The organism is Oryzicola mucosus, from assembly GCF_014534685.1.
GTDB lineage: Bacteria > Pseudomonadota > Alphaproteobacteria > Rhizobiales > Rhizobiaceae > Oryzicola > Oryzicola mucosus.
On sequence record NZ_JACVVX010000005.1, the window covers coordinates 170,189 to 192,551 of the forward strand.

Genomic DNA, 22,363 nt, shown 5'->3' on the forward strand with positions numbered 1-22,363 from the left:
TTGATTTTATGACTTCATCTCCTGATAGGCGCGGTGAAGCGGGTCTGGCGAGACCTGGATCGCGCCGCGAAACGGGACATTCATATCCAGGATAAGATAGATCGTTCCGGCAATGAGCACGGCAGACAGGACGAAACTGCCGACGATGATCCCGTTCCTGGGCGCCAAGAAGCCGTGGCTGCCAAAAATCAGCATCAGCCACGCCACCAGCATGACGATCATCGGCGATGGTATCTTGCCCTCGGACTGTTCTAGCAGCGTCCAGCGCAATTCGATGACGCGCGACAGATGCTGCCGTGCGTCTTGCATCAACGCGATCTGGTCATTGTTCGGCGACGTCAATCCACGCAACTGTACGCCGATTTCGACAAGGAGATGTTCGGACAGACGATTGGAGATGGGCCGGTCTCCGCCATCGGGCGTCGTATCGTTCACGATCCGGGTTACGTAGGTGATCAGAGGTTCGCGCGCTGGCTCCGTTTCCGGGCCGTAGTTGCGCAAGGCTCTGTCGAGCAGGATGATCTGCATGGCATAGTCGTGGACGTTCCGGTCGATGGCCTCATAGGTGTTCTTGGCCGAGTTGATCATCAGGCCGAGCACCAGCGACGTCATGACAGTGAAGAAGCCGGCGATCAGACGCACGGTTGAAACCGTGTCGTCCTGCCAGAGACGCTGCGGCAAGCGACGATGGTAGAACAGCACGCCAAGCGACGCCGCTGCCAGCAAACAGAACACCAAAATGCCGAACAGGGCTTCATACATAGGGCAAGCCTTCGCTTCTCATATAGAGGAAGCCTAGCAAACTGCTGGTCGGGTATCCAGAACGAGAGATGTCAGTTCCATAATCTATCTTATGCGATTTGAACATGTAGCCGCAAAGTTAAAGTGTCCTGTTTCTGCAAAGTTGGAATGTCACACTCCCCGGGCCTGAACGATGCCTGGGAGATTGCAGATGGGATTGATAGCGATGAGCGAGCGCGATCTTCAGCGGACCGAGGTTTTGTCGAGGGTGATTGCCGGTCGGATGACAATAGTCTCGGCGGCATGTGTGCTGGATCTCAGCACACGGCAAGTCCGCCGGTTGTTGAACAGGATACAAACCGGCGGCGCAGCCTCGATCCGTCATAGGTCGATTGGCCGGCCGTCCAACAACCGGATCAGCGACGGGGTTCGCGATTATGCAATGACTCTGGTTCGCGAACGCTATGCGGATTTCGGGCCGACATTGGCGACGGAGAAGCTGGCCGAGCGCGATGGACTGCGTGTATCGCGCGAGACGGTGCGCAGCTGGATGGCTGATGCCGGCCTCTGGCTGTCGCGCAAGCAGCGGCGGACGTTTCATCAGCCGCGGTTGCGGCGAGAAGCCTATGGCGAACTGGTGCAGATCGACGGCTCGGAGCATCGCTGGTTCGAGGATCGCGGACCGTCTTGCTCGCTGCTGGTGTTTGTCGACGATGCGACCGGCAGGTTGATGCAGTTGCGCTTTGTGCGCTCGGAAAGTGCCTTCACCTACTTTGAGGCGCTCAAGCTCTATCTGCAGGCGCATGGTGCTCCCGTCGCTTTTTATTCCGACAGGCATTCGGTGTTTCGGGTGGCGAAGAAGGATGCCAAAGGCGGTCAGAGCGTGACCCAGTTCGGGCGTGCGCTTTGCGAGCTAAACATCGAGATTCTCTGTGCAAATTCGAGCCAGGCCAAGGGTCGGGTCGAGCGCATGAACCGGACGTTGCAGGATCGCCTGGTCAAGGAACTCAGGCTTTCTGGCATCGACAGCATGGAGGCGGGCAATGCGTTCTTGTCAGGCTTCGTGGAGGACTACAACGCGCGCTTTGCGATCGTCCCTGCCCGTCCCGTCGATCTGCACCGGCCGCTGAATTTGGCGCCGGATCGGTTGACTGAGATCCTGTGCAAGCGCGAGCAGCGCTATGTCGGAGCGCAGCTGACGTTTTCGTTCGAACGCAAGCGGATCATGCTGGAGGAGACCGAGGTGACGCGTGGTCTGGTTGGCCGCTATGTCGAGACCTATGCCTATGCGGACGGTCGGCTGGATGTGCGATGGAAGGGACATTCCCTGCCCTATCAGGTATTCGACAAGGACCAGCGGGTGACGCATGCGGCGATCACCGAGAACAAGCGGCTCGGTGATGTCCTGGCGTATATCAGGGAGCGCCAGGACGAGCGCCCGGCGCCTGAGGTGAAGACCAACAGCGATAAGAATGGATACATCAAACGTGCTCGTGGACCCGGTCGTCGGAAAGACTTCACGAACGATCCGGTTGTGATTGCGCGGCGGCAGAAAGCACTGTCGCGACAGCAGGCTGCGGAGTGAGGCGTCTCAAAGCTAAAGCCGAAGAGGGTGTCAATCACCCGCCCCGATCTGATCTTGCAAGCGGGATCAGCCGCTCAGATCGGGGCAGGCGGACATTTCTACTTTGCAAACAGGCGGACATTCCAACTCCCACGCCACAATGTATGTAGCCAGGGTGGGTTCAAGGATGAAGTGCGACTTGCATGCGTCCTATTTTTCCTCGCCTTCTCCATCCCAATACCGACGAACACCTGCCATGTCGAAAATGTCGTTCTCGCTGCGCAATGCGCGGACCATGATCTTGTTGGAATCCGGATAGACGCAAACCTCGCTCGGGTTGTGCTCGCCGATCATCAGATAGCGGCATGGACCGGTGCCGCTGTTGAGAAACGAATGGCCGATCTTCTCACCGGCGGGAAAGCAGACATAGTCGCCGGGCTTCATATCGTAACGTTCGTCGCCGTAAAGCAGCGCCACCTCGCCTTCGAGGATCAGCGCATGCTCTTCCTCCAGCATGTGATAGTGCCGGGGCGCGAGCCGCATGCCCGGCGATGGCGCTTCAATGAGGATGCCGACGTGGTAGTCCTTGCCGACGGCCGCATATGTCAGATGCCGGGAGTGTCCGCCGAATTTTGGACCTTCACCTTCTACCCGCCACTCGACGTCGTCGCCGGCAATCGGCGGCTTGGGTCGTTCTGGTGGCTCGGGAGCATAGCGTTCGGTGTCGGCCGGAACCGCGTACTCAGACAACCCCGTCTCTTCGCCTTCCCAATAGCTTCGGGTCGCCGCGAGATCGAACAAGGCGCGTCGTCCGAGCGATCGCACCAAAACCTTGTTGGAATCGGTGTAGACTACGACGTCACGCGGATTGCGCTGGCCGACGATGACATAGCGGCAAGCGGCCTCGCCCTCGTTGATCAGGCAATGTCCCGCCTTCTGCCGGGCCGGGAAGCAGACATAATCGCCCGCCTTCATCGAATAGCTCTCGTCGCCGATGCGAACGGTGAGTGCGCCGTCGAGAATGAAAAGATGCTCTTCCTCGAAGATGTGATAGTGCGCCGGCGAGCTTTGCTTGCCGGGCGGCAGTTCCTCAAGGGCCACGCCGACCCGGTAGCCGTCCCCAAGCGCGGCTGCGCTCAAATGTTTGTAGCGCACCCCGAAGCGTGGAACGTCCGACCATTCGGTCCAGGCAATATCCGCGGTCGCGATCGGCTTCTGCTGCTTCGTCATGACAATGACCTCCAGCCACTCATGCCTGCAGGGAAGGCTAAAAAGGATGTCGGCGCAACCCCGATGCCGCTATAAGCCTAGATGAGGCGCCCACCCGTCCTAACGCCGCGGATGCCTCTCGAGTGCCCTCTTCCGATCCCAGGCCGACGCGTTTTCCAGTATCCGCATTCACGGAATTTAAACCGGTTGCGGAACACACATGGAACAGATAGTGTTTGTTCTGGTTTTGTTTTTCCGATTCCGGTGAGGCTGTTATGCTGACGCGCAAACAACACGAGCTTTTGCTCTTCATCCATGAGCGCATGAAGGAAAGCGGCATCCCGCCCTCGTTCGACGAGATGAAGGAGGCGCTCGACCTGGCTTCCAAATCTGGCATTCACCGCCTGATCACCGCGCTGGAAGAGCGCGGTTTCATTCGCAGGCTTCCCAATCGCGCGCGCGCTCTGGAAGTTCTGCGCCTTCCCGAGTCGATCGCGCCGGGGCTTGGCGCGCCGAAGAAATTCTCGCCAAGCGTCATTCAGGGCAGCCTCGGCCGTGCGCCCGTCGAGCAGAAGCCCAGCCGCAGCTTTGCCGCGCAGAACGACGACGATGCGTCCGCGGCGGTGTCGATCCCTGTCATGGGGCGGATCGCGGCGGGCGTTCCCATCGAGGCAATCCAGCACAAGACCCATTCTATCTCCGTGCCGCCGGATATGATCATGGGTGGCGAGCACTATGCGCTCGAGGTCAAGGGCGACTCGATGATCGAGGCCGGGATATTCGACGGCGACACGGTCATCATCAAGAGCGCGGATACCTGCAGCCCCGGCGAGATCGTTGTGGCGCTGGTCGACGACGAAGAGGCGACGCTGAAGCGGTTTCGCCGCAAGGGCGCGTCCATCGCGCTCGAGGCCGCCAACCCGGCCTATGAGACCCGCATCTTCGGCCCCGATCGCGTCAAGGTCCAGGGCAAGCTGGTCGGGCTCATCCGTCGATACTGAGTGCAGGCGCGGTGCAAGCCGCGCGTCTGCGCGCTTCGGAGACGTTGGACAGCTCACGCGTTGCATTGGATGCCTTATGGAGACGGAACGTCCCCGGATGCTTTCGAATTCTCGGTTTGCCCTTCCCGCCGCTCCGGCCTGACATAGGGCGGCAAGCCCCTCGCCTCGCGTGAATACAGGCGCTGGGCATGCCATGGCCGATAGGGCTGCTCAATGGCGTGGTCGATGCGGAGCATGTCAGCGGAAGAACCGGTCCAGCCGAACAGCGGCGGATAGATCGCAGCGCTTCCAAGGCGGGCGAGATCGCGCTTGGTGACGACCATCGTCTTGCCGTTCCGACAGCTGTCGAACGTTGCGTCGTCCACGATCAGGATCGCGGCCTTGCCGCAATAGGCTTTCGCCGCATCGCCGGTCGCGGCATGGATGACTTGCCAAGTGCCGGAGCGTACGGCGCAGACGTCGCCGGCGCAGGAAAACCCTTCCAGGGCATTTCCGTCGAGCGACGCGGCGGAGACAGGCCGTAGGACGGTGTTCGTGCCAAAGGCGTATTTCCAAGTGTCGACCGTGAAGCTGCCGGCGCGCGGCCTGTTGACGGCGATAGCTTCGTTGCCGTTCTTATCTTCGGCCGGGATGGCGACCAGACGGGCGTCCTCGGAAATCAAGGCGAGCGGCTGCGTGGCAAAGGGTATGACGGCGATGCCGCCGATGGCGAATGGCAGCGCCAGCACGCGCAACCGCGTCGTCAGCATGGTCGCGGCAACGAGCGCTGCGGTCATCAGCAGGGCCGACCAGACCGGGATGGTTCCGACGGCATCGATCGGGGATCGTTCAGAGAACCAGTGCGACATCGCAATCACGGCGGTCAGCGCGTAGCCCATGACCGAGAGGAACGGGCCGTCGAGGCCGAACGGCATGGCAAGCGCGGCCCCCACCGCACACGGCATGACGATCACCGAGACGATGGGCATGATGGCCAGGTTCGCAAAAAGGCTGAGCGGCGCGACGCGCTGGAAATGCCAGACGCCGTAGACGGCGGTGGCCAGACCGGCGATCAGCGATGTCGCGGCAAGGGCACCGAGCACAACGAGGCTGCGCCGCCACAGCCAACCGTAGACACTGCTTTGCCGGACTGGTCGGCGTTTCCCGTCCTTTCGGTTGCGTTCGCTCCAGAAGGCATAGGCGCCGACAAGAGCCGCTGTGGCGGCAAAAGACATCTGGAAGCTCGGTCCCATGACCTCGTGCGGCGACAGGACGAGCACCACGATCGCCGAAATGGCGAGATTGCGCATCGTCAATGCCGCGCGGTCGCACAGCACCGCGATCAGCATCACCGCCAGCATGATGTAGCTGCGCTGGGCAGCGACCTCCCCGCCGGAAATGCCGAGATAGCCGGTGGTCGCCACCAGTGCGACCGCGGCGGCGTATTTCTTGGTGTTGTGCCGCGATGCCCAGGCGGGAAACAGCGCAAGGCAGGCGCGCATCAGGCCCATCACAGTGCCGGCGACCAGCGCCATGTGCAGGCCGGAAATCGAGATGACATGATAGATGCCGGTGCGCCGCATGGCTTCGTTGATGTTTTCGGGGATGCCGCCGCGCGTGCCGACCATCAGCGCCGCGGCAATGGCTCCTTCCGGACCGCCGATTCGCTTACGGATGTGCTTGGCGATAGCTTCGCGGGCACCGCCGAGCCAAAGGCCGATTGCCTCGGCTGTGGTCGGCGGTTCGGCTGGCTGCGATACCGTTCTCTCCACCGCGCTGAGGAAAAAGCCCGATGCGCCGATGCCGTCGAAATAGCTCTGGAACGAAAAATCGTAGCTGCCCGGACGGACGGGGCCGGATGGCGGCATGAGCCGGGCGATGCCTGAGACCGTTTCGCCGGTCTTCAGCGCATCGGGGATTTGGCGCGCCGTCACGCGGACACGCTCGGGCGCATAGCGCAGCGTCGGCCTGCTGGTGGAAAGCACGTCGAGCGTCAGGCGAACGCGGCCTTGTGCGGTTTCCTCGACCGAGGCCACGCGACCTTCGAGACGGGTGGAGATGGTGCTGCCCAGCATTTTTGTATCGAGCCGCCACGTTTCCAGCTTGGCCAGGCAAGCGCCCGCGAGGAGCAGGAACAGCGACAGGGTGGCGAGGTGCGCACGCCGATGATTGCGTGTCGCGAACACAGCCCCGCAGGCCGCGAGGGTGAGCAACAGCATCGGCATGGCGTTCGGCTCGCCTGCCATGCCGAAATAGACGATCGCGCCGGCCGCCAGATGGACAGGCACGAGCAGAAATCCCAGCCCGCGCTCGAATTCCAGTTCCCACAAGGCTGCGATGGTCAGCGGCCGGGCGGGCAGCGCCTTGCGGAAGAGCTGCCTGATACGAGGCGGCCCGATGTCGGGGGCGGTTTCTTCTCTCGTGAAGCGTTGAAGGGGTTGGGCAGGCTCGAACACCATCACCCGTTCGCCTGCCAGGAGAACGGCTTCGTCAGTCGCGGCACCCGTCTCACCGCCGGCCATGTGGCTGCCCCGCCCCTTGCACCCCGAGCCTATCATGCTACATCAGCGCCAACGAAACGTCATGTGCCCCGGCCTTCCGTCCTATTCGGCCCGGCGCCGACACAGCCTGTCTCTGGAATTTCCAATGTCCGACACAATCGTCACCCGTTTTGCCCCCTCGCCCACAGGCTATCTGCACATCGGTGGCGCGCGTACGGCGCTGTTCAACTGGCTGTATGCCCGGCACACCGGCGGCAGCATGCTGTTGCGCATCGAGGATACCGACCGCGAACGCTCGACCGATGCCGCGACCGCCGCGATCCTCGACGGCTTGAGCTGGCTTGGACTGACCAGCGACGGCGAGCCGATCTCGCAGTTCGAGCGTGCCCCGCGCCATCGCGAGGTCGCCGAGGAACTGGTTCGCCTGGGCAAGGCCTATTACTGCTATGCGACGCCGGCAGAGCTGGAGGAGATGCGCGCGACGGCACGCGCCGAGGGCCGGCCGCCGCGCTATGATGGCCGCTGGCGCGACCGCGACCCGTCGGAGGCGCCGGCGGGCGCCAAAGGTGCGATTCGCATCAAGGCGCCGACCGAGGGTGAAACCATCGTTCACGACAAGGTGCAGGGAGACGTGCGGTTTCCCAACAAGGATCTGGACGATTTCATCATCCTGCGGTCGGACGGCAACCCGACCTATATGCATGCGGTGGTGGTCGACGACCACGACATGGGCGTGACGCACATCATCCGCGGCGACGACCACCTGACCAATGCCGCGCGCCAGACCGTTATCTACCGGGCGATGGGTTGGGACGTACCGGTGATGGCGCATATCCCGCTGATCCATGGCGCGGACGGCGCAAAGCTCTCCAAGCGTCACGGTGCGCTCGGCGTCGATGCCTATCGCGCCATGGGCTATCTGCCCAAGGCGCTGCTGAACTATCTCGCGCGTCTCGGCTGGAGCCATGGCGACGACGAGATCATGAGCATCGAAGACATGATCGCCTGGTTCGAGATCGAGGATGTCAACAAGGGCGCTGCCCGGTTCGATTTCCAGAAACTCGAGGCGCTCAACGGCGTGCATATGCGGGCAATGGCTGACGCGGAGCTGGTGGCAGCGCTGATCGACACCCTGCCCTACATCGAAAACGGCAAGGCACTGCTCGAGAAGATCGACGAGGCCGGCCGTGCGAAGCTTCTGGCCGCGATGCCGGGGTTGAAGGAGCGCGCCAAGACTTTGGTGGAGCTTGCCGACAGTGCTGCTTATCTGTTCGTGATGCGCCCGCTTCCTCTGGATGAGAAGGCGACGGCGCTGCTCGCAGGGCCTGCGAAGGATGTGCTGAAAGGCGCGCATGCGGCGCTCGCCTCGCTTTCCGAAAGCTGGGACGCGGCTTCGACCGAAGCGGCTGTAAAGGCCTACGCCGGAGAACAGAATCTGAAGTTGGGCGCGGTCGCGCAACCCTTGAGAGCGGCTTTGACGGGCCGCAGCACGTCTCCCGGGGTGTTCGACGTGCTGGCCGTTTTGGGACGCGAGGAAAGCCTGGCGCGCATTTCCGATCAAATCGATTAGGTCAGCATCACTTTCCTAAATTCGGATTGAAATGAACGGGGTGCAGTGCAACATTGCGGCGGCATTTCACACGGTCATATATCCCGCGCTGGAGGCACTGTTGCGCATGCCAGTGACGCCTTGTGCAAGAATTTGAAAGTCGGCCGTCGTTCAGATGGCGCAGAAAAACTTAGGGAGTTTGCGATGACGGAATCCAACGCGAAACTGGAATTGAACGGAAAAACGCACGAATTGAAGATTCGCAGCGGATCTGTCGGCCCGGATGTCATCGACATCGCTTCTCTATACGCGACGACCGGCGCCTTCACCTACGATCCCGGCTTCACTTCCACGGCAAGCTGCGAGTCGGAAATCACCTATATCGACGGCGACGCAGGCGTGCTTCTGCACCGCGGCTACCCGATTGACCAACTCGCCGAGCATGGCGATTTCCTCGAGGTCTGCTACCTGCTTCTGTATGGCGACCTGCCGACCAAGGCGCAGAAGGAAGATTTCGACTATCGCGTGACCCGCCACACCATGGTGCATGAGCAGATGGCGTGGTTCTTCCGCGGCTTCCGCCGCGACGCCCACCCGATGGCCGTCATGTGCGGCGTGGTCGGCGCGCTGTCGGCCTTCTATCACGATTCGACCGACATCTCCGATCCGCACCAGCGCATGGTCGCATCGATCCGGCTGATCGCCAAGATGCCGACAATTGCCGCGATGGCCTACAAATACCACATCGGCCAGCCATTCGTTTATCCGAAGAACGAGCTCGGTTACGCCTCGAACTTCCTGCATATGTGCTTTGCGGTGCCGTGCGAGGAGTACAAGGTCAACCCGGTGCTGGCACGCGCGATGGAACGCATCTTCATCCTGCATGCCGACCACGAGCAGAATGCGTCGACCTCGACGGTGCGGCTTGCCGGCTCATCGGGCGCCAACCCGTTTGCCTGCATCGCTGCCGGCATTGCCTGCCTCTGGGGCCCTGCCCATGGCGGCGCGAACGAGGCGGCGCTCAACATGCTGGCGGAGATCGGCTCCGTCGACCGCATTCCGGAATATATCGCCAAGGCAAAGGACAAGGACGATCCGTTCCGGCTGATGGGCTTCGGACACCGCGTCTACAAGAACTACGATCCGCGCGCCAAGATCATGCAGAAGACCACGCATGAGGTGCTCGGCGAACTCGGCATCAAGGACGATCCGATGCTCGATGTGGCCATGGAACTCGAAAAGATCGCCCTGACCGACAGCTACTTCATCGAAAAGAAGCTGTATCCGAACATCGACTTCTATTCGGGCATCACCTTGAAGGCGCTGGGCTTCCCCACCACCATGTTCACCGTGCTGTTCGCGCTTGCGCGCACCGTCGGCTGGATCGCGCAGTGGAAGGAAATGATCGAGGACCCGCGCCAGAAGATCGGCCGTCCGCGCCAGCTCTACACCGGTGCGACCGAGCGGGACTACATCGCCATCGCCAAGCGCTGAGCGTCTTTACGGAATCGAAAGCTCCGGAGCCTCGCGCTCCGGAGCTTTTTTATTGTGCTATGTGCCTGAGAACCACGTCGGCTGCGAGCTCGCCGGACGGACGGTCCGTCTGCATCCGGCTACGGATTTCGGCAAAACCCTGCCTTTGCCAGGCCCGCAATTCGGTGTCCTGGAACAGCGCTTCCATATGCCGGGCCATGGAGTTGGGCCGGGCATATCGGTCGTAGAATTCCGGAACCACCGGTGCGTCGGCAATGAGGTTGGGCAGCGACGCGCTCCAGATTTTCACCAGCCCCTGCATCATGCGCATCAGCGGGTCCAACTTGTAGCAAGATATCATCGGCACCCCGGCCAAGGCCAGTTCGAGCGACACCGTGCCGGAGGCAATCAGCGCCGCATCCGCCTCGCCGAACGCCCTGCCCTTATCGGCCAGGTCGGTGGTGATTTCCGGTTTCTGCTCCCAACCGGAGACGGCTTCGGATACCAGTTGTTCGACATGCGGAACCGTGGGCAACAGCAGCCGCAGGCGATGCCCGCGCGCCTTGAGCAATGAGACGGCCTCGCCGAAGGGGCCGATGAGATGCCGGACCTCGCTGCGGCGGGAGCCGGGCAACAGAAGCAGGTTCTTCACACGGTCGGGCGAAAGATCGCGAGGCACGGCCTGCCTCTCCCGTGCCGCTTGGATCGTCGGCTCGGTCGACAGGCGATGTCCGACAAACGTTCCCTTGGGGCCGTTCAGCGCTTCGAGCGCTTTCGGTTCGAACGGCAGGATGCAGAGAATTTCGTCGACATAAGGCTTCATCGCGGGCGCCCTGCTCTCCCGCCACGCCCAGACGCTGGGGCAGACATAATGGACGATGGGGATGGACGGAGCGAGCGCACGAACCTTTTTGGCGACACGCAGGGAAAAATCCGGGCTGTCGATGGTGACGAGACAGTCGGGCTTCTCTGAGGCCACGAAGCGGGCGGTCTCGCCGATGCGGCGCATCAGCCGAGGCAAATCCCGCACGATGGCGCTCAGCCCCATGAGTGCGATATCACTGGCATTGAACAGCGAGTGCAGACCGAGCGCCTGCAGATGCCGCCCGCCGACGCCGACGATTTCGACATCGCGGCCTGCGATCGCTTTGAGGGACTCGATGAGGTTGGCGCCCAGCAGGTCGCCGGATTCTTCGCCGGCGACAACGGCGATTTTCAGCGGTCTGGTCATGGAAGCTCCTCGCGACGCAGCCCGAGAACGAACATGCCGTAGCGGTCCGCTTTTTCAATCACCGAAGCGCTGTCGAGCACGATCGACCGATTGGCTTCGACGACGACGCCGGCCAGGCCGGCGGCATGCGCCGACTCGATGGTTTCGGGCCCTATGGTCGGAAGATCGACACGCAATTCCTGCTGTGGCTTGGCGCATTTGACCAGAACGCCGCGCTGCCGCCCGGCAAGCCGGCCATGGCCGCGCAGGCCCTTCACGCGGTCCAGCAGGCCGGCAGTGCCTTCGATGCCTTCCAGCGCGATGACGCGCGAGCCAATGGCAACAGCCGCTTGCCCGATATCGAGCCGGCCGATGGTTTTGGCCGCAACAAAGGCCGCTTCAATGTCCGGCCAATCGCTTTTTCGCGGGCCGGTTTTCGTCAGCACCATCTGGCTTGCCAAGATATCGGGTACGATGTCCTGCGCGCCGACAATAGTGATGCCGCGTGCTTCGAACCCCTTGATGACGATGCGCAACAGCCCGTCGTCGCCCCGTGTCAGCGCTTTCAGGAGTTCGGGAAGCACTCTGAGCAGCCCAAGATTGATCTTGATGGCGCTCAACTTAGGTCGCCGCCTGATTTCGCCCGCCATGACGAGATGCGTCACACCATGGCGTTGCAGGACGGTGACGAGATTGCCGATGCGTTCGAGCGCGAGCGTCTCATGTTCGAACTGGCTGAGCTCATCGAGATGGGCCGTAACCTCACCCTCGACGATCAGGATGAAAGGGGCTTTTCCCTTTGCGCTCAGGCTTTTGGCGACTTCCACCGGCAGCATGCCGCCGCCGGCAATGATCCCGACCTTGCTGCCGGCTGGAAGACGTTCGTCTGTCTCAGGCGTCGTCTGTGTCGTCATCGACAACAGCTTTGAGCGGAGGCATCGCATAATGCCGCTTGCCGCGCGAACTCATGAATTCGATGATCTTCATCGCCGTCGGCGAATCCGCGAACTCGACCCGGGCCTTGTCGACATTCTCGGCGATGGTGTGCGAACGGTCGAAAATGAAGCGGTATGCACGGCGAAGTGTGTGGATGTCGGAGCGCTCAAGTCCCGAGCGCTTGAGCCCGATGATGTTGAGGCCACGCAGGCTGGCGCGGTTGCCCACCGCGATGGCATAGGGAATGACATCGCCGACCACGGCCGAGCAGCCGCCGATGAAGGCATTGTCGCCGATGCGCACGAACTGGTGGACAGCGGTCAATCCGCCGATGTTGACGTTGTTGCCGATCTCGACATGGCCACCCAGCGTCGCGCCATTGGCGAATGTGACGTTGTTGCCGACGACGCAATCATGCGCGATGTGAGCGTAAGCAAGAAAATTGCCGTTCGCGCCGATGGCGGTATGGCCACGGCTCGTATCGGTTCCGGTATGCATGGTGACGCCTTCACGGATCGTGCAGTTGGCGCCGATATCCAGCGTCGTCTTGCCACCCTTGTGCTTGCCGTTCTGGGGCGGCGCACCGAGAATAGCCATCGGGTAGACCTTGCAGCCTTCGCCGATCGTCGTTCCGCCCATGACCGAGACATGACCGAACAGTTCGACATTGTCTTTGATGCGTACGTCTGGGCCGATGTGACAGAACGGTCCGATACGGACGCCAGCGCCGATTTCCGCGCCGGCTTCGACCACCGCCGAAGGATGGATTACTGTTTCGGTATTCATACCCATGTCCATCTCAGTCTTTTGCGGCCATCATGGCTGCGACTTCCGCCTCGGCAACCAGCGCGCCGTCCACATGGGCTTCGCATGCGAATTTCAGCAGATTGCCTCGCCTCTTCATCTTCTTGACGTGAATACGCATCTGGTCGCCGGGCACAACCGGCTTGCGGAATTTGGCATTGTCGATGGTCATTAGATAGACGAGCGACGGACCGTCATTGAGCGCCTTGCGGATGCAGATGGCGCCGGCGGTCTGCGCCATCGCCTCGATGATCAGAACGCCGGGCATCACCGGCTGGTCTGGGAAATGGCCTTGGAAATGCGGCTCATTGATGGTGACGTTTTTGATGCCGATGGCCGAATCGTCGCCGTCGATCTCGATGATGCGGTCGACCAGCAGGAAGGGATAGCGGTGCGGCAACAGCTTCATCATCTCCATGATGTCGGCGACGCCAAGCGTCGAATCCGCTGTCTGCTCCGTCATTCCTCTGTACCTTTCTTACGCGGCCGGGCCACCAGCCGTCTGATCATGGCCACCTCACGCATCATCGATGACATGGGCTGAGCCGGATATCCCGCCCACACTTCGCCGGCCGGGACATCGTTCATAAAACCGCTGCGGGCGGCGAGCTGCGCGCCGGCGCCGATGGTCAGATGATCCGCAAGGCCGACAGCGCCACCCATCTGGACGTTGTCCCCTACCGTGACCGAGCCGGAAATACCAGTATGTGCTGCTATAAGGCAATTCCGGCCGATCTTCACGTTGTGCGCGATCTGGACGAGATTGTCGATTTTCGTGTTCTCGCCGATGACCGTATCGCCGAGCGCGCCACGGTCGATCGCCGTGTTGGCGCCGATCTCGACATTATCCTGGATAATCACGCGGCCGATCTGCGGCATGCGCTCGGGGCCGCGCGGGCCGCCGACGAAGCCGAAGCCGTCCTGCCCGATGCGCGCGCCGGCGTGAATGATGACGTCATTGCCCAGAAGCGCGTATTGAACGGTGCTCTGAGGCCCGATGTAGCAATTGCGGCCGATCTGGACGGAACCGCCGATCACCGCATGGGCTGCGACGATGGTCCCCTCGCCGATCGCCACATGCGCGCCGATGACCGCTCCGGGCTCGATCACGGCACCTTGCTCAATGGACGCACTCGGGTCGACATGCGCGGAGGAAGAGACACCGGTCGACTTGGTTATCGGCACCGGCTTGGCGGCATCGGGAAAGAGGATGCGCCCGATCATGGCGAATGCCTGCTGCGGCCGCCGGACAACCAGGGCGGCTGTGTTTGCAGGCACGCGGTCGGCAAGCTCGGCGGTGCACAGAACAGCGGCGGCGGTTACGGTGGACAGCGGTGCGGCGTTGCGCTTGCCCTCCACGAAGACGAGGGCTTCGGCGCCACCGTCGGACAAGGATGCAATCGTTGAGATGATTATGCCGGCGTGAGCGTCATTGAGCAGCGACGCACCGGTCAGGCTCGCGACCTCGCCCACCGTCAAGCGGCGGGACGGCACGAAAAATACCGGATCCGTCATAAGAAAATTATATCCAGTTTACGCCTGGCCAAAAAGACTTCCGGGCCGAACCGGCCCGGAAGATGCGATCCGCAGCTTAGAAGCGGGTCGATATGCCGAAGTTGAACTCCTGCGTGTCGTCGCTGTCTTCCTTGGAAACCGGAACAGCATAGTCGATACGGAGCGGACCGAAGGGAGATGCCCACAGAAGGCCGACGCCGACAGAGGCGCGCCACTTGGAGTCGGTACCCAACACGCTGTCGCCGGCATCAACCCTGATTTCACTTCCATACAAGGTTGCAGCATCAGCAAAGACCGCGCCACGAAGACCGAAGCTTTCCGGAACGATCGGAACCGGAAACTGCGCTTCGACCGAAGCGTTGAAGTAGGTCGTGCCGCCAAGATGTGTATCGTCAGACGCACCCGGATCGTAGGGACCAAAGCCATTCTGCTTGAAGCCACGAATCATGCGGCTGTTCGCCTGGAACTGGTCGAACACACGAAGACCGTCGTCGCCAAAGCCCACTACATGACCGGCACCACCGGAGACGAGACCGACGACGTCGAGTTCCTCGGACAGCGTCTTGTAGTACGTTGCGCGTCCGGTGAACTTTGCAAACTTGGCATCGCCGCCCAGGCCGGCAACTTCAACATTGAAGTTGGCATAGATGCCGTCATGCGGGCTCTTCATGTCGTCGATGGTGTTGTACACCAAGGTTCCGCTGACGGACGACTTGATCCAAGGGCTGATTTTCGCAGCATCGACGATAGCGAATGAAGGGTTGCAGTTTGGGTCTGCAGTACAATCCTCAGAAATCTCATACTCTTCACGCGACAGGTTGTACGCGAGCTGCGTCGAGATGTTTTCGGTGATCGGCAGACCGAAACGGATCGTACCGCCGGTCACGTCGCTGTCATAGGTATCGTATTCGCGGGTACGGCGATACACGTCGAAGCCGGCCGCGACGCGGTAGCCAAGGAAATAAGGCTCGGTGAAGGAGAGGCCGAAGTCGCGCGAGTTTTCGCCACCGCCGGCGGAGACGCGGATGAACTGGCCGCGGCCGAGGAAGTTGCGCTCGGTGATCGAACCTTCGACGGTCGCACCGGCATTCTCGCCACCGGTCGAATAACCGGCGCCAATCGAGAATTCACCCGTCGACTTTTCGACGACATCGACGACCAGCACGACCTGATCGGGCTGCGAACCCGGCGCCGTGGAGACCTGGACGCTCTCGAAGAAGTTCAGCGCTTCAAGACGTTTCTTGGCGCGCTGGATCAGAACCTGGTTGAACGCATCGCCTTCGGCAATGTCGAACTCACGACGGATGACGAAGTCGCGCGTACGCTCGTTGCCGCGGATTTCGATGCGCTCGACATAGGCGCGCTGACCCTGGTCGATGGTGTAGACAACGGAGATCGTGTGGTTTTCGAAATTGCGGTCGCCACGCGGGGTGACCTGGGCGAATGCGTAGCCCATGCCGGCCGCACGCTCGGTCAGAGCCACGATGCTGTCTTCGACGTCCTTGGCGCTGTAGACGCTACCCTTGGTCGTTTCGACAAGCGACTGCAACTGAGTCGGGTCCAGCTCCGGAATGGTGCTTTCGACGCTCACATCGCCGAAGGTATAACGCTGACCTTCATCAATGGTGAAGTTGATGGTGTATTGGTTGGTGGCCGGGTCGAGAACGCCCTCAGCCGAGATCACCTGGAAATCCGCATAGCCGCGGTTGAAGTAGAAGCGACGAAGAGCCTCTTCGTCGGCGCGCAGGCGGTCGGCATCATAGATGTCGTCGCGCATCAGGAACGACAGGAAGTTCGAGCGCTTGGTGCTGATGACGTCGGACAGCCGACGGTCGCTATACGCGCTGTTCCCCTCGAAATTGATCGAAGCGATCTTTGTGCGGTCGCCTTCCGTGATGGTATAGACGACATTGACGCGGTTTTCGCCGAGATCCATGACCTGGGTGGTGACGGTGACATCGTCACGGCCGACACGGCTGTAGGCGCTCTTGATCGCCTCGATATCGGCATCCATCGCCGCTTGCGAGAAACCGCCACGGGGCTTGAGCTGGACGGCCGCTGCGAGCTGCGCGTCCTTGACCTTCTTGTTGCCCTGGAAAATGACCTGATTGACGACCTGGTACTCGGAAACCTGAACGACCAGCGAGGAGCCGACCTGGTTGACGCGGACATCCGAGAACAGGCCCGTGCCGAAGAGCGCCTTCACGGCTTCGTCGATGTCGGTCGCGCTGAACTGGCGGCCCGGCTTGATCGCGATGTAGTTGCGGACGGTTTCAGCGTCGACGCGCTGATTGCCGCGCACTTCGATCCGGCTGACCACGGCTGCCTCTGCAGCCGAAACGGCAACAAACTGAAGCATCGCTGAGCCTGGAACGATCAGCGCGGCTGACAAAGCTGCCGCAGACACGGCGCTCTTGAATTTAAATGCTGCCTTCATCGGGCTTTATAACCTTTTCTCGAAGTCCCCACGGCGAGAAAACCGGACGTCGCGGTAAATTCCCATTCCGTATTAACCGGATTTTCCCTACACGCAAGACTTCTGGTTAATTTGTATTTACTTAGCTCGCCAGCGTGACATTCGCGTCACGCATATTGCCCGTCATGGTAAACGGGCGGTCAACAGTGGTGGTCGCCGGTAGAAATTCCTTAATGATTTCAGCACCCAAAAAGGTCATTCCAGAACACGAAAGCCATGAAGGCCAGCACCGCGACGAAGCCGACACGATAGACCGCCTCCATGGCGCGTTCCGATACCGGCCTGCCTTTCACAGCCTCGATTGCATAAAAGAGCAGGTGCCCGCCATCAAGCGGGGGAATCGGTAAAAGATTGAGAAATCCAATGCCAACTGACAGCAGAGCCGCTAGTTGGATCAGACTCTCGAACCCGATCTTCGCCGCCTGCCCCGCCATGCCGGCAATTTTTACCGGACCGCCGAGTTGACACTTGTCTTCACGGCCAAAGGCGAAGCGCTGAAGAAATTGCCCAGTTCGTGCAATGACATAGCCGGTGTCGTTGACAGCTTGAACGAGCGCCTCGCCAGGCGAATAGGTGATAAGCCGGGGTTGGCCGACCTCTTCATTGCTGACCACGCCTATCACGGCAACCTTGACGGTGTTGCCGAGACCGTCCTGCTGGTCGGCGAGTTCGGGGGTGGCGGTCAGCGTCACGTCCCGGCCATCGCGCGACATGACGAAAACCAACGGGTCCCCGCCCCTTGCCGAAACGATGCGCTGAACATCGGAGAAGGTGGTGACCGGACGCCCGTCGACGCTGACGAAGCGATCCCCGGGCTCTATACCCGCGATTGCCGCAGGGCTGTCCGGGCGAACCTCCGCTACGACGGGATCCATGACGTAGCGACCGTAGACGCCGAAGAAGACGGCAAAGACTGCGATCGTCAGGATGAAATTGAACAGCGGGCCAGCAATCACCGTCGCGGCCCGTTTCCAAACCGGCTGGGTGTGGAAGGCGACCTTGCGATCTTCGGCGGAAAGCTGGGCTTCGGCGGCGGCGTCCGGCGTGCTCGTCGCATTCATGTCGCCGACGAATTTGACATAGCCGCCGAGCGGAATCGCACTGAGCTTCCAGCGTGTGCCATGGCGATCGTTGAAACCGACAATCTCCGGCCCGAAGCCGATCGAGAACGCCTTGACACCGATGCCGCACCAGCGGCCAACGAGATAATGACCCATTTCGTGCACGAAGACGACGACCGTCAGCACGAACAGGAAGGGTATGATCGTGCCGATCAGGATCCCATCCGTACTCAGGAAGCTGGGAAGATAGTCAGTCAAATCGTGCCCTCGAACTTCGGCGTCGCCGCCAGCTTCCCTTGAAACCCGGCTAAACCGTGGCGTGCCCGAAAGGGCCTTTTAAGTTCAAACCGGAAACAGCGCTTGCGAAGGTGACCCCGCCTCGCCCGCTGCCCAGCCGATGAGGTACAGTGCGAGGGCTGCGACCACAAGCCCGTCCACACGGTCCATAACGCCTCCGTGACCGGGAATCAGCCAGCCCGAGTCTTTTGCGCCATGACGGCGCTTCACCCAGGATTCGAACAGGTCGCCCGCCTGGGAGACGATGGACAGCAGGAAGGCTGCGAGCGCCAGGAGCGGAAGGTTTCCCGTACCGGCAATCAGGACAACGACAATCCCGGCGATCACAGCACCCGCTGCGCCGCCCATCGCCCCGCTGCGGGTCTTCCCCGGCGAGATCGAGGGCGCGAGTTTCGGGCCGCCCACGGCCTTGCCGACGAAATAGGCCGAGATGTCCGTCGACCAGACGACCGCGAACAGAAAGATGATGGCAAGGAAGCCCGAAAAATTATCTCCGCGCAACAGAGCCAAAGGCGCGGCGGACAGCATAGCGTAGACGAGACCGGAGAACTCCCACCATGACGCCTTGCGCCACAGGGTGACAATCGTCAGCAGGACAGCCAGCGCCACGCCAAGTCCGATCAGCGTCAGCGCTTCGACGCCGGCGAGCAGGCAAACGAGAAAGATGGCGAGCAACACCTCCGGCAGGATGCCCAGCCCGCCCTCGCTCCAACGACGAGGCGTGGAGCGGCGCGACATCTGCGTCCATTCGAAGAAGACGCAAGCGCCGATGACCGCGCTCAACAGACGGAACCAAGGACCGCCGAGCCATGTCAGGATGAGGACCACGATTGCCAGGACGATAGCGGAGATCGTGCGAACCTGGAGGTTGCTCATGCCGGGTTACGACGCAACATCGCGGTCGACCAGGCCGCCGAAGCGCCGGTCCCGGCTGGTGTATTCGCTGATTGCCTCAAGCAGTTGCTCGCGTCCGAAATCGGGCCAGTAGCACGGCATGAAGACGAGTTCGGTGTAGGCCAATTGCCAGAGCAGGAAGTTCGAAAGCCGAACCTCGCCGCTGGTCCGGATCAGCAGGTCGGGGTCGGGTATGTCGATCGTATCCAGGAAGCCTTCGAAGCGCTCCGGCGTGAGTTCGGCGGCCGTAAAGCGGCCGTCCGCGATAGCCTGGGCGGCTTTCGCGGCCGCGCGGGCGATTTCGTCGCGACCGCCATAGTTAAAGGCGATCACCAGCGTCATCGCCGAATTCCGCGCCGTCAGCGTTTCCGCTTCCTCCAGCAATCCGCGAATGTCGGCTTTCAGGTTGTGGCGGTCGCCGATGATCTTCACGCGCACGCCGCTGTTATGCAGTTCGGCGAGGTCGCGCCTGATGAAAATCTTCAAAAGGCTCATCAGGTCGGTGACTTCGGTCTGCGGCCGCGACCAGTTTTCCGAGGAGAAGGCGTAGACGGTGACCCATTTCACGCCGAGATCGCCCGCGGAGCGCACCGTCCGGCGCAGCGCATCCACACCCGCCTTGTGGCCAGCAGCGCGCGGCAGGCCGCGCGCTTTCGCCCAGCGGCCATTGCCGTCCATGATGATCGCAATGTGAGTGGGCGTGGTCATATCCAGCCTTCGGCTAGGCAATCCTAGACTTGCATGATCTCGGTTTCTTTGCCGGCAAGCAAGCCGTCGATAGCGGTGATCGTCTCATCCGTGAGCTTCTGCACACGGTCGGACTGAACACGCTGATCGTCCTGGCTGATGTCGCCGTCCTTTTCCGCTTTCTTGAGCGCGTCCATGCCATCGCGGCGCACGTGACGGACGGCCACGCGGGCATTCTCGGCATAGGTGTGGGCAATCTTGACCAGTTCCTTGCGGCGCTGTTCGTTCAGTTCCGGCAAGGGAATGCGCAAGGTCGTGCCGTCGACGATGGGGTTGAAGCCGAGATTGGATTCGCGAATGGCCCGATCGACGGCGCTGACCATCGACTTGTCCCACACCGAGACCGAAATCATGCGCGGCTCGGGGACCGAGACGTTGGCAACCTGGTTGATCGGCATCGCCGAGCCATAAGCCTGGACGGTCACGGCATCGAGAAGGTTGCTCGACGCGCGTCCTGTGCGCAAGGAAGCCAAATCGGTCTTGAATGCGTTGATGGCGCCGTCCATGCGGCGCTGAAGGTCTTTGTAGTCCGTGCTCATCTGGCCTCCTTGCCCGCCTTGCGGCGGAGTCTTTTCAGATCAGGCATCCGCCACGACAGTGCAGCGGCCGCCACCTTTCAAAATCTCGCCGAACCCGCCTTTTTCATGGATCGAATAGACGATTATCGGGATGTTGTTTTCGCGCGCAAGAGCAATGGCCGCCGTGTCCATGATGGACAGGCCCCTGCTGAGAACTTCCTGGTGCGAAATGCGCTCGTAGCGCGTCGCAGTCGGATCCTTCTTTGGATCGGCGGAATAGACGCCATCCACCTGGGTGCCCTTGAACAGCGCATCTGCGCCTATTTCGGCCGCTCTGAGAGCGGCTGCGGAATCGGTGGTGAAGAACGGGTTTCCTGTGCCGCCGGCGAAGATCACGACCTTGCCTTCGTCCATGTAGGCGGTGGCCTTGCGCTGGGAAAAGCCTTCGCACAACTCCGGCATGGCGATAGCCGACAGCACGACGGCATCGACCCCGAGCTTGGTCAGGGAGGTGCGAAGCGCGAGTGAATTGATGACGGTCGCCAGCATGCCCATATGGTCGCCGGTCACGCGGTCGCCGCCCTTGGAGGCCACGGCCACGCCGCGGAAGATGTTGCCGCCGCCGATGACGACGCCGACCTCGACACCTAGCGCCCGCGCCTCGGCGATGTCGGAGGCGATGCGGTCGACCACCGAAACATCGATGCCGAAATGCTGTTCGCCCATCAAGGCTTCGCCTGACGCTTTCAGCAGGACGCGCCTGTAGAGTGGCTTGGCCGTCATGTATTTTCCCCGTATGCGGTAGTCGAAGCCCGGATACACGAAGGGCGCCGCGTTGTCACGCAGCGCCCTTCAGTATTCCCAGAAAGGACCAGCTTACTGCTTGACGGCAGCGGCCACTTCGGCGGCGAAGTCGGACTCTTCCTTCTCGATGCCCTCACCCAGCGCGAAACGGATATAGCCGGTGATCTTCGCAGGAGCGCCGATCTGCTTTTCCGCATCCTTGAGCGCTGCCTCGACCGTCAGGTCGGGGTTGAGCACGAAAGCCTGCTTCAACAGCACGACTTCCTCGTAGAACTTGCGCAGACGGCCTTCGACCATCTTTTCGATGATGTTTTCCGGCTTGCCCGACTGGCGGGCCTGGTCGGAGAAGATCGCCTTTTCGCGCTCCACGGCCGATGCGTCGACTTCGTCGGGCGTCAGGGCCAGCGGGTTGGTGGCTGCGACATGCATGGCAACCTGGCGCGCAAAGGCGCCGGCGGCTTCCGCATTGCCAGCGGTCTCGATGGCGACCAGAACGCCGAGCTTGCCGAGGCCGTCGGCCACAGCGTTGTGCACATAGCTGGCAACCGCGCCTTGGGAGACCGACAGCTTGGACGAGCGGCGGAAGCTGAGGTTCTCGCCGATGGTGCCGACGGCGTCCTTGATGGTCTCGGTCACGGTCTTGTCGGAATGCGGATACTTCGCTGCCGCAACGGCTTCCGTGTCGCCATAAGCCAGAGCGACCTTGGCGATATTGGTGACGATCTCCTGGAAGGCAGCGTTGCGCGCCACGAAATCGGTCTCGGAGTTGACTTCGACGACGACCGCTTCGCGAACGCCGGAGTCGACACCGATCAAGCCTTCGGCAGCGGTACGGCCGGCCTTCTTGTCGGCCTTGGAGATGCCCTTCTTGCGCAGCCAGTCGACCGCAGCTTCCATGTCGCCGCCGGTCTCGGTCAGAGCCGCCTTGCAATCCATCATGCCCGCGCCCGAAAGTTCGCGGAGTTCTTTCACCTGTGCAGCCGTAATCGTCATATTAGCCTCTTTGTCTTGAAACACGCGGGCGCACCACCGGGATTGCGATGGTGCGCCTGACGCTGGCGCAGACGCGCCTGAAACAGTGGTA

General features: G+C 61.5%; 19 protein-coding genes. 4 read left to right on the forward strand and 15 right to left on the reverse strand.

The genetic code is table 11. The features are described 5' to 3' along the window. Positions 1–6: 6 nt before the first annotated feature. On the reverse strand, positions 7–762 hold the full coding sequence (locus tag ICI42_RS16660; protein ID WP_188165718.1) for a bestrophin-like domain: 756 nt from the start codon (positions 760–762) through the stop codon (positions 7–9). A 190-nt stretch (positions 763–952) separates the two neighbouring features. Between ICI42_RS16660 and ICI42_RS16665 the strand changes: the two genes are divergently transcribed. Continuing rightward, a complete protein-coding gene (locus tag ICI42_RS16665) occupies positions 953–2,326 on the forward strand; it encodes an ISNCY family transposase (protein WP_188165719.1) in 1,374 nt (457 codons plus the stop codon). Between the two features lie 189 nt (positions 2,327–2,515). Here ICI42_RS16665 and ICI42_RS16670 read toward each other — a convergent pair whose 3' ends face one another. Next, a complete protein-coding gene (locus ICI42_RS16670; RefSeq protein WP_188165720.1) occupies positions 2,516–3,535 on the reverse strand; it encodes a cupin domain-containing protein in 1,020 nt (339 codons plus the stop codon). A gap of 254 nt (positions 3,536–3,789) precedes the next feature. Here ICI42_RS16670 and lexA point away from each other — a divergent pair, with 254 nt between their 5' ends. Further along, entirely contained in the window at positions 3,790–4,515 is a 726-nt protein-coding gene (gene lexA / locus ICI42_RS16675) for a transcriptional repressor LexA (RefSeq protein ID WP_188165721.1), read from the forward strand. A 74-nt stretch (positions 4,516–4,589) separates the two neighbouring features. Here lexA and ICI42_RS16680 read toward each other — a convergent pair whose 3' ends face one another. Next, positions 4,590–7,016, reverse strand: a complete 2,427-nt coding sequence (locus tag ICI42_RS16680; protein WP_230980411.1) for a ComEC/Rec2 family competence protein — start codon at positions 7,014–7,016, stop codon at positions 4,590–4,592. Positions 7,017–7,140: 124 nt separating this feature from the next. Between ICI42_RS16680 and gltX the strand changes: the two genes are divergently transcribed. Then, positions 7,141–8,565 carry a glutamate--tRNA ligase gene (gene gltX / locus ICI42_RS16685; protein WP_188165723.1) on the forward strand — a complete coding sequence of 475 codons (1,425 nt, stop codon included), beginning with the start codon at positions 7,141–7,143 and terminating at the stop codon, positions 8,563–8,565. A gap of 183 nt (positions 8,566–8,748) precedes the next feature. After that, positions 8,749–10,038 (forward strand): citrate synthase, encoded by a 1,290-nt coding sequence (gene gltA / locus ICI42_RS16690; RefSeq protein WP_188165724.1) that lies wholly within the window; start codon positions 8,749–8,751, stop codon positions 10,036–10,038. 49 nt (positions 10,039–10,087) lie between these two features. Here the strand turns inward: gltA and lpxB are convergent, their stop codons facing one another. The 12 genes from lpxB to tsf form a co-directional block, all read right to left on the reverse strand. Next, entirely contained in the window at positions 10,088–11,248 is a 1,161-nt protein-coding gene (gene lpxB / locus ICI42_RS16695; RefSeq protein WP_188165725.1) for a lipid-A-disaccharide synthase, read from the reverse strand. Further along, positions 11,245–12,141, reverse strand: a complete 897-nt coding sequence (locus ICI42_RS16700) for an LpxI family protein (RefSeq protein WP_188165726.1) — start codon at positions 12,139–12,141, stop codon at positions 11,245–11,247. Before ICI42_RS16700 ends, lpxB begins: the two co-directional genes overlap by 4 nt. Further along, a complete protein-coding gene (gene lpxA / locus ICI42_RS16705) occupies positions 12,119–12,949 on the reverse strand; it encodes an acyl-ACP--UDP-N-acetylglucosamine O-acyltransferase (RefSeq protein WP_188165727.1) in 831 nt (276 codons plus the stop codon). The genes ICI42_RS16700 and lpxA overlap by 23 nt, the downstream gene beginning before the upstream one ends. A gap of 13 nt (positions 12,950–12,962) precedes the next feature. After that, positions 12,963–13,430: a 3-hydroxyacyl-ACP dehydratase FabZ gene (gene fabZ / locus ICI42_RS16710; RefSeq protein WP_188165728.1), complete on the reverse strand. Its 468-nt coding sequence runs from the start codon at positions 13,428–13,430 to the stop codon at positions 12,963–12,965. After that, positions 13,427–14,482, reverse strand: a complete 1,056-nt coding sequence (lpxD, locus tag ICI42_RS16715; RefSeq protein ID WP_188165729.1) for a UDP-3-O-(3-hydroxymyristoyl)glucosamine N-acyltransferase — start codon at positions 14,480–14,482, stop codon at positions 13,427–13,429. The genes fabZ and lpxD overlap by 4 nt, the downstream gene beginning before the upstream one ends. 76 nt (positions 14,483–14,558) lie before the next feature. Then, a complete protein-coding gene (gene bamA / locus ICI42_RS16720) occupies positions 14,559–16,919 on the reverse strand; it encodes an outer membrane protein assembly factor BamA (protein ID WP_188165730.1) in 2,361 nt (786 codons plus the stop codon). A 218-nt stretch (positions 16,920–17,137) separates the two neighbouring features. Further along, complete coding sequence (gene rseP / locus ICI42_RS16725; protein ID WP_188165731.1) at positions 17,138–18,277, reverse strand: RIP metalloprotease RseP; 1,140 nt, start codon at positions 18,275–18,277, stop codon at positions 17,138–17,140. An 84-nt stretch (positions 18,278–18,361) separates the two neighbouring features. Continuing rightward, positions 18,362–19,192, reverse strand: a complete 831-nt coding sequence (locus tag ICI42_RS16730; RefSeq protein ID WP_188165732.1) for a phosphatidate cytidylyltransferase — start codon at positions 19,190–19,192, stop codon at positions 18,362–18,364. 6 nt (positions 19,193–19,198) lie between these two features. Then, positions 19,199–19,918 (reverse strand): isoprenyl transferase, encoded by a 720-nt coding sequence (locus tag ICI42_RS16735; protein WP_188165733.1) that lies wholly within the window; start codon positions 19,916–19,918, stop codon positions 19,199–19,201. Positions 19,919–19,941: 23 nt separating this feature from the next. Continuing rightward, the gene (frr, locus tag ICI42_RS16740; RefSeq protein WP_188165734.1) at positions 19,942–20,496 is read right to left on the reverse strand and encodes a ribosome recycling factor; all 555 of its coding nucleotides are present in this window, start codon (positions 20,494–20,496) and stop codon (positions 19,942–19,944) included. A gap of 39 nt (positions 20,497–20,535) precedes the next feature. Beyond that, positions 20,536–21,258, reverse strand: a complete 723-nt coding sequence (gene pyrH, locus ICI42_RS16745) for a UMP kinase (protein WP_188165735.1) — start codon at positions 21,256–21,258, stop codon at positions 20,536–20,538. A gap of 93 nt (positions 21,259–21,351) precedes the next feature. Next, positions 21,352–22,272 carry a translation elongation factor Ts gene (gene tsf / locus ICI42_RS16750; RefSeq protein WP_188165736.1) on the reverse strand — a complete coding sequence of 307 codons (921 nt, stop codon included), beginning with the start codon at positions 22,270–22,272 and terminating at the stop codon, positions 21,352–21,354. Positions 22,273–22,363: the final 91 nt, after the last annotated feature.

Coding starts and splice junctions, on each gene's coding strand:
- fabZ (WP_188165728.1), bottom strand. CDS start 13,430: ATGACGGAGCAGACAGCGGATTCGACGCTTGGCGTCGCCGACATCATG.
- ICI42_RS16680 (WP_230980411.1), bottom strand. CDS start 7,016: ATGGCCGGCGGTGAGACGGGTGCCGCGACTGACGAAGCCGTTCTCCTG.
- tsf (WP_188165736.1), bottom strand. CDS start 22,272: ATGACGATTACGGCTGCACAGGTGAAAGAACTCCGCGAACTTTCGGGC.
- ICI42_RS16670 (WP_188165720.1), bottom strand. CDS start 3,535: ATGACGAAGCAGCAGAAGCCGATCGCGACCGCGGATATTGCCTGGACC.
- pyrH (WP_188165735.1), bottom strand. CDS start 21,258: ATGACGGCCAAGCCACTCTACAGGCGCGTCCTGCTGAAAGCGTCAGGC.
- ICI42_RS16665 (WP_188165719.1), top strand. CDS start 953: ATGGGATTGATAGCGATGAGCGAGCGCGATCTTCAGCGGACCGAGGTT.
- gltX (WP_188165723.1), top strand. CDS start 7,141: ATGTCCGACACAATCGTCACCCGTTTTGCCCCCTCGCCCACAGGCTAT.
- frr (WP_188165734.1), bottom strand. CDS start 20,496: ATGAGCACGGACTACAAAGACCTTCAGCGCCGCATGGACGGCGCCATC.
- ICI42_RS16700 (WP_188165726.1), bottom strand. CDS start 12,141: ATGACGACACAGACGACGCCTGAGACAGACGAACGTCTTCCAGCCGGC.
- ICI42_RS16660 (WP_188165718.1), bottom strand. CDS start 762: ATGTATGAAGCCCTGTTCGGCATTTTGGTGTTCTGTTTGCTGGCAGCG.
- lpxB (WP_188165725.1), bottom strand. CDS start 11,248: ATGACCAGACCGCTGAAAATCGCCGTTGTCGCCGGCGAAGAATCCGGC.
- ICI42_RS16735 (WP_188165733.1), bottom strand. CDS start 19,918: ATGACCACGCCCACTCACATTGCGATCATCATGGACGGCAATGGCCGC.
- lexA (WP_188165721.1), top strand. CDS start 3,790: ATGCTGACGCGCAAACAACACGAGCTTTTGCTCTTCATCCATGAGCGC.
- ICI42_RS16730 (WP_188165732.1), bottom strand. CDS start 19,192: ATGAGCAACCTCCAGGTTCGCACGATCTCCGCTATCGTCCTGGCAATC.
- lpxA (WP_188165727.1), bottom strand. CDS start 12,949: ATGAATACCGAAACAGTAATCCATCCTTCGGCGGTGGTCGAAGCCGGC.
- gltA (WP_188165724.1), top strand. CDS start 8,749: ATGACGGAATCCAACGCGAAACTGGAATTGAACGGAAAAACGCACGAA.
- bamA (WP_188165730.1), bottom strand. CDS start 16,919: ATGAAGGCAGCATTTAAATTCAAGAGCGCCGTGTCTGCGGCAGCTTTG.
- lpxD (WP_188165729.1), bottom strand. CDS start 14,482: ATGACGGATCCGGTATTTTTCGTGCCGTCCCGCCGCTTGACGGTGGGC.